This is a genomic window from Methylobacterium sp. 174MFSha1.1 (assembly GCF_900116815.1).
In the GTDB taxonomy this organism is placed as follows: domain Bacteria; phylum Pseudomonadota; class Alphaproteobacteria; order Rhizobiales; family Beijerinckiaceae; genus Methylobacterium.
Window position 1 is genome coordinate 69,883 of the sequence record NZ_FPCB01000012.1, and the last position, 16,175, is coordinate 86,057.

Sequence of the window (16,175 nt, forward strand, 5' to 3'; positions counted from 1 at the left end):
GCGCAGAGACCAGACAGAGGGAGCCGCGTGAGCGCCTTCACCCTTCTCGGCTTCGGCCCCGGCGGCTGGGGCGGCGCGCTGCTGCTGGCCGCCGGCACCACCCTCGCGCTGGCCCTGTGCGGCTTTCTCGTCGGGGCCGTGCTCGGCGGGCTGGCGGCGGGCGCCAAGCTTTCCGGCCTCCTCCCCTTGCGGATGCTGGCCGACGGCTACACCACGCTCCTGCGCGGCGTGCCGGACCTGCTGGTGATCTACCTCCTGTATTTCGGCGGCAGCGCGGCGCTCGGTAGCATCGCGGGCCTGTTCGGTGCCACCGGCTTCGTCGGGGTGCCGGCCTTCGGGGTCGGCGTCGCGGCGCTCGGGATCATCTCGGGCGCCTACCAGGCCGAGGTGTTCCGCGGCGCCTACCTCGCCCTCGACCGCGGGCAGATCGAGGCCGCCCGCGCCGTCGGCATGCATCGCGGGCTGATCCTGCGCCGGGTCGTGGCGCCCCTCGTCGCCCGCGACGCCCTGCCCGGCCTCGGCAACGTCTGGCAGATCCTGCTCAAGGACTCGGCCCTGGTCTCGGTGACGGGCCTCATCGAATTGCTGCGCCAGGCCCAGGTCGGGGCCGGCTCGACCCGCCAACCCTTCACCTTCTACCTCGCGGCGGCCGCCCTCTACCTCGCCATCACCTCGCTCTCGACCTGGGGCTTCTCCAGGGCCGAAGCGCATGCCCGCCGGGGCTCCCGATGATCGACCTCGACTTCCTCGGCGTCACCGTGCGGACGCTGCTCGGCGGCCTGCCCCTCACCCTGAGCCTCACCGCCGGCTCGGTGGCGCTGGGCGGCGTGCTGGCGGCGCTCGCCGCCTGGGGCCGGCTCTCCGGCGTCGCGCCGGCGGACTGGCTCGCCCGCCTCTACATCTTCGTGTTCCGCGGCACGCCGCTCCTGGTGCAGATCTTCCTGATCTATTATGGCCTCGGCCAGTTCCGGCCGACGCTGCAGGCCTGGGGCCTGTGGACCTTCTTCCGCGAGCCGTACTGGTGTGCGCTGCTGGCGCTCGCCCTCAATACCGGCGCCTACACGGCGGAGATCTTTCGCGGTGCGGTCCTCTCGGTGCCGCACGGGGCGCTGGTGGCCGGGCGGGCCTGCGGCATGCCGCGGCTTCTCCTGTTTCGCCGCATCACCCTGCCGCTCGCCACCCGCCAGGCCCTGCCGGCCTACGGCAACGAGGTGATCTCGGTGGTCAAGGCGACCTCGCTCGCCTCCACCATCACGCTAATGGAGATCACCGGCATCGCCCAGAAGCTGATCGCCCAGAGCTTCCGGGCGCTGGAGGTCTTCGTCTGCGCCGGCGCGTTCTACCTCGCCCTGACCTTCGTGATCATCGGGATCCTGCGGCTCGCCGAGGCCCGGCTGTCGCCGGACCTGCGCCCGCGCCCGGTGGCCCACCCCGCCTGACCCCGGAACCCGCCATGCTGGCCCCCTCGCCCACCCGCCCCGAGGCCGTCGCGGTCCGCGACCTGCACAAGCATTTCGGCCGCCTCGAAGTCCTGCGCGGCGTCTCGCTCTCGGCCCGCGAGGGCGAGGTGGTGGCGATCCTCGGCTCGTCCGGCTCCGGCAAGTCGACGCTACTCCGCTGCATCAACCTCCTGGAGGTGCCGGAGGCGGGCGAGGTGGTGGTCGGCGACGAGACGGTGGCCTGGCGCGAGCGCCGCGGCGGCCGGGTGCCGGCGGATACCAGGCAGGTCGACCGCATCCGCGCCCGGGTGGGTATGGTCTTCCAGAGCTTCAACCTCTGGTCCCACCGCACGGTGCTGGAGAACGTGATTGAGGCGCCGGTCCACGTGCTGGGGCGCAAGAAGCCCGACTGCGTCGCCGAGGCCGAGGCGCTGCTCGCCAAGGTCGGCATCGCCGACAAGCGCGACCACTACCCGGCCCACCTCTCCGGCGGCCAGCAGCAGCGCGCCGCCATCGCCCGGGCGCTCGCCATGCATCCGCGGGTGCTGCTCTTCGACGAGCCGACCTCCGCCCTCGACCCCGAGCGCGTCGCCGAGGTGCTGCGGGTGATGCGGGCGCTGGCGGAGGAGGGCCGCACCATGCTGGTCGTCACCCACGAGATGGCCTTCGCCCGCGACGTCGCCCACCGGGTGGTCTTCCTGCACGAGGGCCGGATCCTGGAGGACGGGCCGTCGGACCAGGTGTTTTCCGCGCCGCGGTCGGAGCGGTTCCGGCAGTTCCTGGCGCGGGGGGAGTGAGGGTCAGGCGCCTTCGCCGAGGGCCGTCTCGTCACCAAGAATTTCCAGCACCAGCTGAGGCCGCTTCTCGACCAGGGCGAGGAGCACCCGGGCGGGGCCCTCCGGCCGGCGCCGCTTCTGCTCCCAGTTGCGCAGGGTGTGGAGCGACACGCCGATGGTGGCAGCGAAGGCCGGTTGCGCGAGACCAGTTCGGTTCCTGATCTCGGCGACGTCCAGATCCTCCGGCACGTGGACGACGGTGCCGGCGGGAGGGCTGCCCTCTATGTAGGCCAAAGCGCTCCTGGCGCCGCTCATGATGCGCGCGAAGCTGTCGGTCATCGTACTCTGCTCTCTCTTCAACTGCTCTATTTTCAAGTTTTTGTGCGGCTTATTTCAAGTTTTTGTGCGGCTTAAGAAAATATAATAATGTTCGATTGTCTATTGCAAACGTATCGCGCTATAAATATGCAACGATATTTTTAATGTGTATGTCAACCAGCTATATTAAATTAATATGCGTTATTATTTAGTTGCTTCCACAAGACCGTTGATTAAGCGTTGACTTACTTCGTAAAGCTCAGTAAGTCTTTGACTGCCGACAGATTGAGCGCCACCATGAGCAACAGAATTGCGGACAACATATAACGAAGATATTCCGTCCGTAACGTCAATATTTGACTCCAAAAATTTTTCAAACGACTTCGCCCAATTTGGATCAAATCTATTTAAAAGCTGTATTATCGCACCGCAGTCAAAATTATTACCTCTTTTAAAATGTGATTTGACAAAATTGAGTACTCGAGGGTGAGCTCTATGAGCAAGCCGTTCTAATGTGATGATTTCAACACACCTCTCAATGTTTCCACATATTAATACGGTGCCAAATCTGTAAAGATTTCCCTTTATCTCGTCTGACTCCTGAGAGGCACATGCATAATTGACATATTTTTTGAGCGCTACAAAGCGGCTATCTAGTTGGTACTGCATCATTCTGCCGAAAATGCTGACACAGAAGCTTCCATACGAGACTTAACTGACTCTTCATCTGCTGTGGCTCGGATCCAACTCCTGCGAAAATCGTTTGAAGAAAGCAAGTTTTGGTATATTTCAGCCACTTTGCCACTATCAATCGGATTCCCCGAAATTATGCGAGACGCGACTCCGACCATTACGCTGTCAAAAACGGCGGCGTTTAATGATCTGACTGGTCGAAAAGCCCTGCCATTTAATGCTTCATTAATCACTCCTATTGTTTTTTCGAATATATCACCATGTTGGTCGAGCTGGTCAGAACTGGAATTATTCATAAGGACGGAATATTCATTAAGGAATTTTGCCATAGGGCGGGCATATTTATCTCTATAGTCCAACATCGCAAAGAATCTCACTATAAGTTCTTCGTCTTTTGCCCTTTTATTTACAGGACCACCGAATATTTTACGCCAATGAGTATTTTCGTTCAGCTTTTTTACAAGAGAGATAAATGGTCCCGCAGCTATGCAATTCCTAATTTCTTGTGGGGAAAGTCGGATACCGCCAGAGTTGATGCGTTCGAATACAAAATATATACTTTCAAGCGCATCTGCGGGCTGATCTTGCGTAAATATAGTTGCGTGAACAATAGAGTCGTCTAGTTTTAGTTGGTCTGCGCCGTCAAGCTCGTCATACGTTTTGCCAGTCCATGGCTCTCGGACGTTTGTAAGTCTGAATTTCTTTTCATTAAAGGTCCCGGCATAAAAAGCCTCTAGGGTGCGAAGGCGCTGCTGACCATCGACAACAAGGCTCTTATTTGTCTCGGCTTCCCGATATAGAAAGATGCCCGGGACGGGCAGCCCCATCAATAAAGATTCTATAAATTTCGATGCATGACCTTGAGACCAGACAAATCGGCGTTGAAAATCAGGAATTTTGAAAGATTTTCCTTTCATTCTTTTTACTAAAGAGTCGACTGTATAATCGGCTCCATAGCTTGTAATAGTGAATTTCTTTGTCCCAGTGGTTTCCAGCAAAGTCTCGTCGTCAACTCCCTCTGCTAGGGAAATCTCATATTCATCTTGGGATGCGACCTGATCGTCGGATAGATCCGTTATCTCTTGCACATTGATCTCCGTATCTGGAGGAGATGTAGCACTTTGCATGTATTTCGAATAGTCATTTTCACTAGCCACGACAGAAATCCGATTGCCGTGGCTAGTGCTAGTAAATTATAATATTCTGCCAATTCTCGAGTAAGAATATTTTCTGAATAAATATGTATAAAAAATTTTTCATATAAAATACGTAATGGCATTCGATGCTATTACGTATTCTTTATCACCACGTCCAGCTGCGGCTTCTGGTTGATGGTCTGGAACACCACGCAGTAGCGCTCGGTCAGCTTCAAGAGCTGATCCAGCTTCTCCTGCGGCGCGTCCGTGTCGACCTCGAAGCTGAGCCGGATCGACCGGAAGCCCACCGGCGCGCCCTTGTCGACGCCCAGCGTGCCGCGGAAATCGAGGTCGCCCTCGGCCTTGACCAGGCCCTTGCGAAGGGGAATCTCGAGCGCGGTCGCCACCGCCTTCAGGGTCACGCCGGCGCAGGCGACCAGCGCCTCGAGCAGCATGTCGCCGGAGCAGAGCTCGGCGCCCGATCCGCCGCTCGCCGGGTGGAGGCCCGCGACCGCCAGGGCCCGGCCGGTCTCGACCTTGCACGCGATGCCGCCGTCGTCGAGCGAGCCCTGCGCCTTCAGGGTCACGACCGCCGCCTCCGGATCGCCGCGGTAGCGGTCCTTGATCGGGGCCTGGAGCGAGCGCAGTTCGGTGGCGTCCATGGGGTGTCCTCCCTGTTTATGGGCGAACGGCTTAGCATCCTGCGCCGTCGCCCCGCCAGGGCTCGCGGCCAGGGGCTCACACCTCAGGGGCTCACACCTGGAGTCTCACCACCACAGGGCGGGGGCGTCGGGCCTGGCGCGGTCCGCCTCGCCCTCCGGGCGCATCGAGCGATCGAGGCTCGCCAGGATGGTGCGGGCGGCGGCCTCGCTGTTCGGCGTCGAGGCCTGGCGCGGGCGGCTCAGGGGGAGCGGGATCGTGTCGTCGATCCGGCCGGGCTTCGGGCGCAAGACCACGGCGCGGTCGGCGAGGGCCACCGCCTCGGCGACGTCGTGGGTGACGAGGAGCACGGTCGGCCGGCTCTCCTCCCACAGGGAGAGGAGATGGCGGTGCAGCCCGGCCCGGGTCAGGGCGTCGAGGGCGGAGAACGGCTCGTCGAGGAGCAGCACCTTCGGCGCGGCGACGAAGGCGCGGGCGATCGCCACCCGCTGCTGCTGGCCGCCCGACAGGTCGCGGGGCCAGCGCCCGGCCTGCTCGGCGAGGCCGACCCGGTCGAGGGCGTGCGCCACCCGGGCCCGGCGCTCGGCCTTCGGCAGTCCGGCGAGGCCGAAGGCGACGTTGTCGGCGACGCTGAGCCAGGGCAGCAGCCGCGGCTCCTGGAACACGATGCCGACGCCCGGATGCGGGGCCGTGATCCCCTCGCCGTCGAGGCTGACGGTCCCGGCGCTCGCCCGGTCGAGCCCGGCGATCAGGCGCAGCAGGGTGGTCTTGCCGCAGCCCGAGCCGCCGATCAGCGCCACGATCTCGCCGGCCCGCAAGGAGAGCGAGATGTCGGCAAGCGCCCGCGTGCCGTCGGCATAGGTCTTCGACAGGCGGTCGAGGATCAGCATGGTGGCGCCCGCATCTCAGAGGGTGTCCCGCGCGGTGTCCTGCCAGCGGGCGAGCGGCGCGGTCAGCCCCACCAGCACCGCGTCGCAGAGCTTGCCCAAAGCGGCGAAGGCCAGGATCGCCGCGACGATCTGGTCCGGCTTGCCGAGCTGCTGGCCGTCGAGGAGGAGGTAGCCGAGGCCCTCCGACGCGCCGAGCAGTTCGGCCGCCGCCACGAACATGAAACCGAGGCCCAGCCCCGTGCGCAGGGCCACCAGCGTCGCGGGCAGCACCGCCGGCAGCAGGATGCGCCGGGCGAGATCCAGCCGCGACAGCCGGAAGACGCGGCCGACCTCGACCAGCTTGCGGTCGACGCCCGCGATGGCGCCCGCCACCCCGAGATAGACCGGGAAGAACACCCCGACGGCGATGAGGGTGATCTTCGAGGCCTCGAAGATGCCGAACCACAGGATGAACAGGGGCACCCAGGCGATCGAGGGAATCGCCCGCAGGGCCTGGAGGCTCGGATCGACGAGGCGCCGGACGAGCGGCAGGGTGCCGGTGAGCGCGCCGACCAGGATCCCGGCGAGCGCCCCGAAGCCGAACCCGGCCGCGACCCGGGTCAGGCTGGCGAGCACGTGGGTCCACAATTCGCCGCTCACTGCTAGGCCCCACAGGGTTGCCAGCACCCGGCCCGGCGGCGGCACCAGCCGGCCCTGGGCCAGCCCGGCCCTGACGGCCCCCTCCCAGGCGAGGGCGAGCGCGACCGGCAGGACGAGGCCGGCGAGGACCCGTCCGCCGGGCAGGCGCAGGGCCTTCCTGGAAGACGTGTCGGGCGCGATCGCGAGGGGAAGCGGGCCCGCTTCCGCCGGCTTCACGGCGCCGCCGGCCCGAAGCGCGGGTCGATCAGGGCCTCGACCGCGGCGCCGACATCGGTCCCGGCCGGGATCACCCCGGCATCGAGGAGCGCGGTGCCGGCATCGAGGATCGTCTCGGCCTGGAGCTTGCCGATGACCGGCTGCGACAGGTCGGTGCGCTCGAGCTGGCGCGCCACCACCGGCTCGGGCAGCTTGGTTGCCGCCACCAGGATCCGCTTCAGCTCCTGGGGATCGGACAGCGCGAGCTTGCGCGCCTCCTCGTAGGCCGCCAGCACCGTGCGCGTCAGCTCCGGGTTCTGCTTGGCGAAGTCCTCGCGGACATTGAGCACGCCCCAGGTATTGGCGGCGGCGTCGCGGTGGAACAGCACGTCGCCGTTCTCGATCTCGGCCGCCGCCATGATCGGGTCGAGGCCGGCCCAGGCATCGACGTCGCCGCGGTCGAGGGCGGTGCGCCCGTCCGGGTGCTGGAGCAGCACCAGCTTCACGTCGCGCTCGCTCAACCCGGCGCCGCGCAAAGCCCGGATCAGGAAGATGTGCGGGTCGGTCCCGCGGGTCACCGCGACGCGGCGGCCCTTCAGGTCACCCACCGCCCGGATGCCGGTATTCGGCCGGGTCACGAGGGCGGTCCATTCCGGCCGCGAGTAGGCGTAGACCGCCTTGATCGGGTTGCCGTTGATCCGCGCCAGCAGGGCCGCCGCGCCGGCGGTCGAGCCGAGATCGATCGAGCCGGCATTGAGGAATTCGAGCGCCTTGTTCGAGCCCAGCGACTGGACCCAGCGCACCGTGATCCCCTTGGGCGCCAGCGCCTTCTCGAGCAGGCCCTTGTCCTTCAGGACGAGACTGACCGGATTGTAGGTCGCCCAGTCGAGGCGCACCTCCTTCGCCGATTGCGCGAGCGCCGACGGGACGGCGGCGAGGCTGGCGGCCCCGAGGGTCGCTGCGATCAGCGCGCGGCGATGGATGCGCATCGTCTCTCCCTGGCTGGCCGCGGGCTGTTCTCGAATGCGGGCGGGCCGTCGCCATAGCTAGGGCGCGCCGTTCGGAGTGTCAAACGATCCGGACGATGAAGCGGATTAGCCTTTGTATCGAACGGTACGGCCTGTGGGCCTCCTGTGTGACGCGCGGAAGCGTTGGCTTTCCGCCTGCCGTGATGCGAAACAGGCGGGAACGCGACGGGACCCGGCCGCGCTTCCCTCCTGACAAGCCCGGCTGCCATGCCCGACCTCACCGCCATCGACCCGTCCGACACCGAGGCCGCCCTCAAGCTCCTGCTCGCCGGCATCGACCAGTCGCTCAGCGACCCGACCCGCCTGCGCGAGCGGCTGGTGCCGGAACTGCGCCGCATCATCGAGGCGGGCCGCGCGAAGGCCGAGCGGCAGCTGCTCGCCGAGCGCGACGGCCATGCCTGCGCCGGGCTGATCTGCGCCCAGATGGATGCGGTGATCCGGGCGATCTACGACGCGGTGGTCAAGCGGCTCTACCGCTCCGACAACCCGACCGCGGCCGAGCAGATCGCCGTGGTGGCGACCGGCGGCTACGGCCGCGGCCTCCTGGCGCCGGGCTCCGACATCGATCTCCTGTTTCTCCTGCCCTACAAGCAGACCGCCTGGAGCGAGAGCGTCGTCGAGGCGATGCTCTACGTGCTGTGGGACCTCAAGCTGAAGGTCGGCCACGCCACCCGCTCGGTCGCGGAATGCCTGCGCGAGGGCCGCGGCGACATGACGATCCGCACGGCTTTGCTCGAATCGCGCTTCCTGTTCGGCGACCGCGCCCTGTTCGAGGAACTGGAGACCCGCTTCGACCGCGAGGTGGTGCAGGGCACGGCGGCCGAGTTCGTCGAAGCGAAGCTCAAGGAGCGCGACGCGCGGGTGCAGAAGAGCGGCGCCTCACGCTACCTCGTCGAGCCCAACGTCAAGGACGGCAAGGGCGGTCTTCGCGACCTCAACACCCTGTTCTGGATCGCCAAGTACACCTTCCGGGTGAAGGAGGCCGAGGATCTGGTCGAGGCCGGCCTGTTCACGCCCGACGAGCTCCGGCTGTTCCAGCGCTGCGACGAGTTCCTGTGGCGGGTGCGCTGCCACATGCACTTCGTCACCGGGCGGGCGGAGGAGCGGCTGTCCTTCGGCCTTCAGCCCCGCATCGCCGAGCGGCTGGATTACGGCGCCCGCGGCGGCCTCGCGGCGGTCGAGCGGTTCATGAAGTCGTACTTCCTGATCGCCAAGGATGTCGGCGACCTCACCGCCATCGTCTGCGCCGAGATGGAGGCGCGCCACGCCAAGCGCCCGCCGGTGCTCGACCGCTGGCTGCGCCGCTTCAAGCAGCACTTCCGCGCGCCCGACCTCGAGGCGGACGATTTCCGCATCCATACCGGCCGGCTCGACGTGCGGGACGACGCCGCCTTCGAGCGCGATCCGGTCAACCTGATCCGGCTGTTCTGGCTCTCCGACCGGCACGACCTCGCGATCCACCCGGATGCCAGCCGGCTCGCGACGCGGTCGCTCGCCCTGATCGGCCCGATGGTGCGGGTCGATCCGGAGGCCAACCGCCTGTTCGTCGAGCTCCTGACCTCGCAGAACGCCCCCGAGACGGTGCTCCGGCACATGAACGAGACCGGGGTGCTCGGGCGCTTCGTGCCGGATTTCGGCCGCATCGTCGCGATGATGCAGTTCAACATGTACCACCACTTCACGGTGGACGAGCACCTGATCCGCTCGCTCGGCGTGCTCGGCAAGATCGAGGCCGGGGAACTCGAGGACGAGCATCCGCTCGCCCACCGCATCGTCGGCACGATCCAGAACCGGCGCGCCCTCTACGTGGCGATGTTCCTGCACGACATCGCCAAGGGCCGGAAGGACGACCACTCGATCGCCGGCGCGGCGGTGGCGCGCAAGCTCGGGCCGCGCTTCGGGCTGGACGCCGCCGAGACGAACACCGTCGCCTGGCTCATCGAGCACCACCTCCTGATGTCGATGACCGCGCAGAGCCGCGATCTCTCCGATCCGAAGACCATCGAGACCTTCGCGGGCGTGGTGCAGAGCCTGGAGCGGCTGAAGCTGCTGCTCGTGCTCACCATCGCCGACATCAAGGCGGTCGGCCCCGGCACCTGGACCGCCTGGAAGGCGACGCTGCTGCGCACCCTCTACTACGAGACCGAGATGGTCCTGTCGGGTGGGCGCTCGGAGATCCCGCGCACCGACCGGGTGCGGCTGATCCAGATGCGCCTGCGCGAGCAGCTCGCCGACTGGTCGGCGGAGGAGTTCGACGCCTACGCCGCCCGGCACTACCCGCATTACTGGCTCAAGGTCGATGCCGGGCGCCAGCTCAAGAACGCCCGCTTCATCCGCACGGCGACCGAGGCCGGCAACACCGTCGCCACCACCTTCGAGACCGATCTGTCCCGCGGAGTCACCGAGCTCTGCGTCTACTCGCCGGACCATCCGCGCCTGCTGGCGATCCTCACCGGCGCCTGCGCGGCCGCCGGCGGCAACATCGTCGACGCGCAGATCTTCACCACCGCCGACGGCTTCGTGCTCGACACCATCACCCTGTCGCGGGCCTTCGAGCGCGACGAGGACGAGCTGCGCCGGGCCGGCCGCATCGCCACCGCGATCGAGCGGGCGCTGAAGGGCGAGATCCGCATCGCCGACCTCGTCGCCGACAAGCACCCGGCGAAGGACCGGCCACGCACCTTCCAGGTCGCCCCCGACCTGTCGATCGACAACGCGCTCTCGGCCCGCGAGACGGTCCTGGAGATCTCCGGCCTCGACCGGCCGGGCCTGCTCTTCGATCTCACCTCGGCGCTGGGCCGGCTCAACCTCAACATCACCTCGGCCCACGTCGCGACCTTCGGCGAGCGGGCGGTCGACGTGTTCTACGTCACCGACCTCACCGGCACCAAGGTGACCCAGCCCGACCGGCAGGCGACGATCCGCCGGGCCGTGATGGCGGTGTTCGAGGCCGACCTGCCCCGGGGCGAGCGGAGCCGCCGCGGCGCGGGCCGGGACGCCCGCAAGGACGAGGCGAGCGAGGCGGCCCCGGCGGCTGGCGAAGCTTGATTTCGCCGGCCGTCCACCTGATATCGGGGTCATTCCCGGACCCCTTTTTGGAATGACGATGACGCCGAACGACACGGAGAACGCCGCGCGGGCTTACGAGCCCGAGGCTGCCGAGGGCGCTCCCGCCTCCGCGCCGAACGCCGACGCGATCGCCGCGCTCGAGGCCGAGAAGCTCGACCTCAAGGACAAGCTGCTGCGCACGCTCGCCGACATGGAGAACCTGCGCCGGCGCACCGAGCGCGAGGTGACGGATGCCCGCACCTACGCGGTGACGAACTTCGCCCGCGACATGCTCAACGCCGCCGACAACATCCGGCGCGCCCTCGAGAGCGTGCCGGCCGATGCCCGCGCCGCCGCCGAGGGTCCGCTCAAGGCCCTGGTCGACGGGATCGAGCTGACCGAGCGCGACCTGCTCAAGACCCTGGAGCGCCACGGCGTGAAGCGGGTCGAGCCGCAGGGCCAGCGCTTCGACCCCAACCTGCACCAGGCGATGTTCGAGGTGCCCAACCCCGACGTCACCTCCGGCACGGTCGTGCAGGTGGTGCAGTCGGGCTACGTCATCGGCGACCGCGTCCTGCGCCCGGCCCTGGTCGGCGTGGCGAAGGGCGGCCCGAAGGCTGAGGCGAAGCCGGCGGAAGGCTGAGCGAGCCGCTTGGTGTGATGCATCGCCAAACCCTCCCCCCTCTGCGGGGGAGGGTGGCGAACGGAGTGAGCCGGGAGAGGGGCAGCGCGACACAGATCCAGTGCGCGCCCTTCAGAACGGTTCAGCTTTCTCCGGAAGCGGCGTCCCCTCTCCCGGCCCCTGCTGACGCAGGGGCCACCCTCCCCCGCAGTGGGGGGGAGGGTTCTCACGTGCGCTCTGCCTCACCCCTCCGGCGCCATCCCGCAGGCCTGCGCGATCTCCGCCGACAGGGCCGCCTGCAACGCCCGCACCGCCGGATGCCCGGCGCTGGCATAGTCCCGCCCGGCGATCCGCCGCACCGGCGCGACGAGCCGCAGGGAATTTGTGACGAACACGGCCTCCGCCCCCGCCAGGTCCTCCGGCGCGAGCGGGCGCTCGCCCGGGACGAGGCCGAGGCCGGGAGCGAGGGCGAGCAGCCTCGCCCGCACGATGCCGGCCAGCACTCCCTCGCTCAAGGACGGCGTGACGAGCGACGACCCGAACACCGCGAACAGGGTGCCGGTCCCGACGCAGGCGACCCGCCCCGCCATGTTGAGGAAGAGCGTCTCGTCGTGCCCCTCCCGCGCTGCCGCCTCGGCCGCGAGCACCGCGTCGAGGTAGCCCAGCGTCTTGTGGCGCGCGGTCGGCGAGGTCTCGTTGCGGCGGATCGCGCTCCAGCCGAGCGAGAGTTCGGTATAGACCGTGCCGGAGCGCAACGGCGCGGCGCTCGCCCACAGGACCGGGCGCGGCTCGGCCGGCGGGCGCAGGCCCCGCGGCCCGGACCCGCGGGTCACGGTGGTGCGGATCGCCGCCCGGGCGTGGCCGGCCGCCACCGCCCGCATCGCCGTGCGGGCCTCCTCCGCGTCGAAGCGGAAGCCGAGCGCCGCGGCGGCCGCGACGAGCCGCGCCAGATGCGCCTCCTCCGCCACCACCGTGCCGCCGAGCGCCATGGCGGTGTCGAACACCCCGTCGCCGAGGAGCAGGCCGCGGTCGGCGAGGTCGAAGGGCGCGGTTGTCCCCTCCTGCACGCGCCCGTCACGCCACAGCACGGTGCCGTCCTTCCGCGTCGCGCCAGCGCCGGGCGAGGTCCAGGAAATTGCCGAACAGGGCGTGGCCGTGCTCGGTCAGCACGGATTCCGGGTGGAACTGCACGCCCCAGGTCGGGTGCCGGAGGTGCGAGAGCGCCATCACCTCGCCCTCGGGCGAGACCGCGTCGACGCGCAGGTGCTCCGCCATGCCGGGCGCCGGTTCCACGATCAGCGAGTGGTAGCGCCCGACCGTGAGCGGCGCCGGCAGGCCGTGGAACACGCCCTGTCCGTCATGGTCGATCGCCGTCGCGTGGCCGTGGAGCGGTCGCCGGGCCCGCGCGACCCGGCCGCCGAAGGCCGCGCCGATGCATTGGTGCCCGAGGCAGATGCCGAGGAGCGGCACCTCGCCCGACAAGGCGCGGATGGCGGGAAGCGACACCCCGGCCTCCGCCGGGCTGCACGGCCCGGGCGAGATCACCACAGCGTCCGGGCTCACGGCGCGGATGCCCGCCACGTCGAGGGCGTCGTTGCGCGCCACCTGCACCGCGGCGCCCAACTCCTCGAAGTAGCGCACCACGTTGAAGACGAAGGAATCGTAATTGTCGATGACGAGGATCATGCGCCCTCCCCGCTCGAGCCACGTCCGATCGCGCTGCGATCGGACGTGGCTCGATCTCTTCGATTATGCCGCGTTTTCTTCGACGAACCGGTATCCACTTCGTCGGAAAACGCTCCAGCGAAGGCCGCGAAGACCCGCTCGGCCTTGGTCAGGGTCTCGCGGTACTCGGCCTCCGGGTCCGACAGCAGCGTCACCCCGCCCCCGGCCTGGAGCACGGCGCGGGTCCCGTCCGTCACCACCGTGCGGATGGCGATGCTGGTGTCGAGGCTGCCGTCGAACCCGATCCAGCCGATCGCCCCGCAATACAACTCGCGGGCATCGCCCTCGATCTCCGTGATGATGTCCATGGCGCGCAGTTTCGGCGCCCCGGTGATCGAGCCGCCCGGAAAGGTGGCGGCCAGCAGGTCGAGCCCGTCCGCCCCCTCCCGCAGCGTGCCGGTGACCGCGGAGACGAGGTGATGGACCCCCGCGTAGGTCTCGAGCCCGCAGAGCGTCGGCACCACGACGCTGTGGGGCGCGCAGATCCGCGACAGGTCGTTGCGCAGGAGATCGACGATCATCACGTTCTCGGCCCGCTCCTTGTCGCTGGCGAGGAGCGCCTCGGCCCGGGCCCGGTCCTCGGCCGGATCCGTGGAGCGCGGCGCCGTGCCCTTGATCGGCCGGGTCTCGACCTGGCCCCCGTCGAGGCGCAGGAAGCGCTCGGGCGAGGAGGAGGCGACGGTCAGCCCGTCGAGTTCGAGGTAGGCCGCGAACGGCGCGGGGTTGCGCGCCCGCAGGCGGCGGTAGAACGCGAAGGCGTCGAAGCCCGGCGGCAGGTCGGCCTCGAAGCGCTGGGCGATGTTGGCCTGGTAGATGTCGCCGGCCCGGATGTAGTCCCGCACCCGCTCGACCGCCCGGGCGTAGGTCTCCGCCGTGAAGTTCGAGCGCCAGGTGAGAGGCGGCACCGGCGCGGCGTCCTGCACCGGCTCGGGGCCGGCGAGCGCCGCCTCCAGGGCGTCGAGGTCGGACGCGGCCTTGGCGGCCCGGGCGGCCGGATCGGTCTCGGGGAAGCCGGTGGCGATCAGGTGGCAGGTGCCGGCCCGGTGATCGAAGGCGACGACCGTGGCGTAGACGTCGAAGGCGAGGTCGTCGGTCAGGCCGGCGCGACGCGCGGGTGCCGCCACCCGCTCCAGGCTGGCGCCGAGATCGTAGGCCGCGTAGCCGATCGCCCCGCCCTGGAACGGCGGCAGGGCGGGATCCGGCGTGGTGCGCCAGGGGGCGAGCGCCGTCCTGAGGGCTGCGAGCGGCGCGCCCGGCACCGGCGCGCCGTTCCAGAAAGCCCTGCCGCCGCGCACCCGGAAACACCCGAACGGATCGGCGGCGAGGTAGGAGTGGCGCCCGAGGCTGTCGTGCCGCATCGCGCTGTCGAGGAGCGCGAGGCCGGATCGCCCGCGCGGATGTCGGCCGCGCAGGCGGGACGCGGCGGCGGCGGGATCGAGGAGGGGGACGGTGCGGCTCCACATGGGCGCAGGCATATCCGAGCGCACATTTCCGGGAAAATCCGCACTTTCGGATCAGTTGCTTCCTCTTCAAGCCACAATCCGGCGGATCAGGGCCTCCCTCGGAGACGATGCGTGAGCGACGTGCCGATCACGAGAACAGGGCGGGTCGGCTAAGGGCAACGGCATCGACGGACCGGCTGTAATCAATCGTGCGAGATCCCGGCCGCCAAGTCCTGCGACGGCGAGAGGTGGCGATGGCTAAAACTCATTCTAACGCTCGGTCATCCTTTTCTGCGATCGACCTTGAAGACTTTTTTCGGTTTTGCTACGGGTTGGACTTCGCCGCTGAATGGATGCCTGAGTTCGTAGGTATGCAATTTTACTCCACTTGCTCTTAGATTATTGACGATTCTCTGTGCGCGCTCAATTTTTTCCTTCCCCGATGGCTGAGACCTTATTGCATCGAGAATATGCTCCTTATCGAATTTGTTCGTCATATCAAACACCCCTGTAGCGCTCAGCCGTGTGAATCGCGATCGACTGCCTCACTGTCATCATATAGTCCTGAAGAAGCCGGTAATAAGACCTTACCTTCTGATTAAGCATTGGATCCCTACCAAAATCCTCAATAAGAAGATTAATTTCTCCGTCGATAACGTCCATGGTCAGCCCGCGGCCGTGGGATTTCCATCTGCGTATATCGTTTAATGTAGTTGCAATAGCGGCAGCTCGTTTTTCCTTCATCGCTGGCGTTACGGTCTTTCCATTTGTCCTTGTCGTCTTCCAATTTTTAAATTTGTATTTAACAAGCCATTTCTTGAGTAGCTCCATTGATAAGTCGCGAGCTTGTTCGAATTGATGCAGTTCTGCCAAATCGAATTTCGAGATAAAGAAGGCAATTTCTACATCTGTAATTGTGTTATTTTAGATTTGCTTAATAAATCTTCATACTTTTGCAAATATCCCAACGCAGGAACATAGACATCTCCCTTTGATCTGCTTACGACTTGAGGATCGATCGGACCTAGAATTGAGAAATAATCCATATAGATATTGTCGCCAGACATAGCGAGCACGGTTCCCGCCGACATGGCGTGACTTGGAATGAGGAAGGATACTTCCTGTGGATAGTGATATCGCAGTAGGTCGGCGATCCTCTCGACAACCTCGATCGATCCGCCGTCCGTTTCCAGAATGACGATAACCTTCGGTTTCTTATTTTTTATCTCTTCGATACTATCTCGCATCAAGTCGTCGATGCCGTGCTGCATGGGAGCAATTAAGCTGACAACATCTGAAGCTGTGTGATCGCCAATATTTTTTATTTTCGTGCAAAGTTCCGTCTCAATGAATGAATTAGACGAAATGTGCCCGTCCTGATCGGTGATCATCCCAAAACTCGCTATATGATTGCTTGCATTTATCAAAGCATCGTCGGATTGTGGCCGACGTTGTTCATATTATATAATCGAATTCGGCGCGTCCATCTCTTCCGCGTAGAGACTCAAGCTCTATCTAATTTTGACGTAAATGCGAGACGATTATAATTCGAGTATTATTTCAG

17 protein-coding genes are annotated in these 16,175 nt (G+C 65.9%); 5 read left to right on the forward strand and 12 right to left on the reverse strand.

Going from position 1 to position 16,175, the window contains the following annotated elements:
- Window positions 1-27: 27 nt before the first annotated feature.
- From BM430_RS11250 to BM430_RS11260, 3 genes are read left to right on the forward strand one after another with little or no spacing between them, the layout of a single operon-like run.
- Window positions 28-732, forward strand: a complete 705-nt coding sequence (locus BM430_RS11250) for an ABC transporter permease (RefSeq protein WP_093567351.1) — start codon at window positions 28-30, stop codon at window positions 730-732.
- Window positions 729-1,439, forward strand: coding sequence for an ABC transporter permease (locus BM430_RS11255; RefSeq protein ID WP_093567352.1), 711 nt, complete (start codon window positions 729-731; stop codon window positions 1,437-1,439). Before BM430_RS11250 ends, BM430_RS11255 begins: the two co-directional genes overlap by 4 nt.
- 14 nt (window positions 1,440-1,453) lie before the next feature.
- On the forward strand, window positions 1,454-2,236 hold the full coding sequence (locus tag BM430_RS11260; protein ID WP_093567353.1) for an ABC transporter ATP-binding protein: 783 nt from the start codon (window positions 1,454-1,456) through the stop codon (window positions 2,234-2,236).
- Window positions 2,237-2,239: 3 nt separating this feature from the next.
- On the opposite strand, the gene BM430_RS11265 is transcribed toward BM430_RS11260, so the two are convergent.
- The 7 genes from BM430_RS11265 to BM430_RS11290 form a co-directional block, all read right to left on the reverse strand.
- On the reverse strand, window positions 2,240-2,554 hold the full coding sequence (locus tag BM430_RS11265) for a helix-turn-helix domain-containing protein (protein WP_210188433.1): 315 nt from the start codon (window positions 2,552-2,554) through the stop codon (window positions 2,240-2,242).
- Window positions 2,555-2,737: 183 nt separating this feature from the next.
- Window positions 2,738-3,205 (reverse strand): HEPN domain-containing protein, encoded by a 468-nt coding sequence (locus BM430_RS33915; RefSeq protein WP_143132007.1) that lies wholly within the window; start codon window positions 3,203-3,205, stop codon window positions 2,738-2,740.
- Window positions 3,202-4,383 (reverse strand): DUF262 domain-containing protein, encoded by a 1,182-nt coding sequence (locus tag BM430_RS11270; protein WP_143132008.1) that lies wholly within the window; start codon window positions 4,381-4,383, stop codon window positions 3,202-3,204. Before BM430_RS11270 ends, BM430_RS33915 begins: the two co-directional genes overlap by 4 nt.
- A gap of 131 nt (window positions 4,384-4,514) precedes the next feature.
- Window positions 4,515-5,024: an OsmC family protein gene (locus BM430_RS11275; RefSeq protein WP_093567354.1), complete on the reverse strand. Its 510-nt coding sequence runs from the start codon at window positions 5,022-5,024 to the stop codon at window positions 4,515-4,517.
- A gap of 105 nt (window positions 5,025-5,129) precedes the next feature.
- Window positions 5,130-5,912, reverse strand: coding sequence for an ABC transporter ATP-binding protein (locus BM430_RS11280; protein ID WP_093567355.1), 783 nt, complete (start codon window positions 5,910-5,912; stop codon window positions 5,130-5,132).
- Between the two features lie 15 nt (window positions 5,913-5,927).
- Window positions 5,928-6,731: an ABC transporter permease gene (locus BM430_RS11285; RefSeq protein WP_244539448.1), complete on the reverse strand. Its 804-nt coding sequence runs from the start codon at window positions 6,729-6,731 to the stop codon at window positions 5,928-5,930.
- 32 nt (window positions 6,732-6,763) lie between these two features.
- The gene (locus BM430_RS11290) at window positions 6,764-7,735 is read right to left on the reverse strand and encodes an aliphatic sulfonate ABC transporter substrate-binding protein (protein WP_093567357.1); all 972 of its coding nucleotides are present in this window, start codon (window positions 7,733-7,735) and stop codon (window positions 6,764-6,766) included.
- 246 nt (window positions 7,736-7,981) lie between these two features.
- On the opposite strand from BM430_RS11290, the gene BM430_RS11295 reads away from it, so the two are divergent.
- Together BM430_RS11295 and grpE are read left to right on the forward strand one after the other, a co-directional pair.
- Complete coding sequence (locus tag BM430_RS11295; RefSeq protein ID WP_093567358.1) at window positions 7,982-10,822, forward strand: [protein-PII] uridylyltransferase; 2,841 nt, start codon at window positions 7,982-7,984, stop codon at window positions 10,820-10,822.
- A 58-nt stretch (window positions 10,823-10,880) separates the two neighbouring features.
- Window positions 10,881-11,465 (forward strand): nucleotide exchange factor GrpE, encoded by a 585-nt coding sequence (gene grpE, locus BM430_RS11300; protein WP_093567468.1) that lies wholly within the window; start codon window positions 10,881-10,883, stop codon window positions 11,463-11,465.
- 221 nt (window positions 11,466-11,686) lie between these two features.
- On the opposite strand, the gene BM430_RS11305 is transcribed toward grpE, so the two are convergent.
- The 5 genes from BM430_RS11305 to BM430_RS11320 form a co-directional block, all read right to left on the reverse strand.
- The gene (locus BM430_RS11305; protein WP_093567359.1) at window positions 11,687-12,532 is read right to left on the reverse strand and encodes an aminotransferase class IV; all 846 of its coding nucleotides are present in this window, start codon (window positions 12,530-12,532) and stop codon (window positions 11,687-11,689) included.
- Complete coding sequence (locus BM430_RS11310) at window positions 12,519-13,130, reverse strand: anthranilate synthase component II (RefSeq protein ID WP_093567360.1); 612 nt, start codon at window positions 13,128-13,130, stop codon at window positions 12,519-12,521. Before BM430_RS11310 ends, BM430_RS11305 begins: the two co-directional genes overlap by 14 nt.
- Window positions 13,127-14,632 carry an aminodeoxychorismate synthase component I gene (gene pabB / locus BM430_RS11315; RefSeq protein ID WP_093567361.1) on the reverse strand — a complete coding sequence of 502 codons (1,506 nt, stop codon included), beginning with the start codon at window positions 14,630-14,632 and terminating at the stop codon, window positions 13,127-13,129. The genes BM430_RS11310 and pabB overlap by 4 nt, the downstream gene beginning before the upstream one ends.
- 477 nt (window positions 14,633-15,109) lie before the next feature.
- Window positions 15,110-15,484, reverse strand: coding sequence for a hypothetical protein (locus tag BM430_RS33920; RefSeq protein ID WP_143132009.1), 375 nt, complete (start codon window positions 15,482-15,484; stop codon window positions 15,110-15,112).
- 29 nt (window positions 15,485-15,513) lie between these two features.
- The gene (locus BM430_RS11320) at window positions 15,514-16,002 is read right to left on the reverse strand and encodes an SDH family Clp fold serine proteinase (RefSeq protein WP_093567362.1); all 489 of its coding nucleotides are present in this window, start codon (window positions 16,000-16,002) and stop codon (window positions 15,514-15,516) included.
- Between the last annotated feature and the right edge of the window lie 173 nt (window positions 16,003-16,175).

Bases quoted from the DNA above. Each gene is read 5' to 3' on its own strand.
- BM430_RS11290 (WP_093567357.1), bottom strand. From the start codon at position 7,735: ATGCGCATCCATCGCCGCGCGCTGATCGCAGCGACCCTCGGGGCCGCC.
- BM430_RS33915 (WP_143132007.1), bottom strand. From the start codon at position 3,205: ATGATGCAGTACCAACTAGATAGCCGCTTTGTAGCGCTCAAAAAATAT.
- BM430_RS11320 (WP_093567362.1), bottom strand. From the start codon at position 16,002: ATGATCACCGATCAGGACGGGCACATTTCGTCTAATTCATTCATTGAG.
- BM430_RS11295 (WP_093567358.1), top strand. From the start codon at position 7,982: ATGCCCGACCTCACCGCCATCGACCCGTCCGACACCGAGGCCGCCCTC.
- pabB (WP_093567361.1), bottom strand. From the start codon at position 14,632: ATGTGGAGCCGCACCGTCCCCCTCCTCGATCCCGCCGCCGCCGCGTCC.
- BM430_RS11310 (WP_093567360.1), bottom strand. From the start codon at position 13,130: ATGATCCTCGTCATCGACAATTACGATTCCTTCGTCTTCAACGTGGTG.
- BM430_RS11275 (WP_093567354.1), bottom strand. From the start codon at position 5,024: ATGGACGCCACCGAACTGCGCTCGCTCCAGGCCCCGATCAAGGACCGC.
- BM430_RS11280 (WP_093567355.1), bottom strand. From the start codon at position 5,912: ATGCTGATCCTCGACCGCCTGTCGAAGACCTATGCCGACGGCACGCGG.
- BM430_RS11265 (WP_210188433.1), bottom strand. From the start codon at position 2,554: ATGACCGACAGCTTCGCGCGCATCATGAGCGGCGCCAGGAGCGCTTTG.
- grpE (WP_093567468.1), top strand. From the start codon at position 10,881: ATGACGCCGAACGACACGGAGAACGCCGCGCGGGCTTACGAGCCCGAG.
- BM430_RS11255 (WP_093567352.1), top strand. From the start codon at position 729: ATGATCGACCTCGACTTCCTCGGCGTCACCGTGCGGACGCTGCTCGGC.
- BM430_RS11260 (WP_093567353.1), top strand. From the start codon at position 1,454: ATGCTGGCCCCCTCGCCCACCCGCCCCGAGGCCGTCGCGGTCCGCGAC.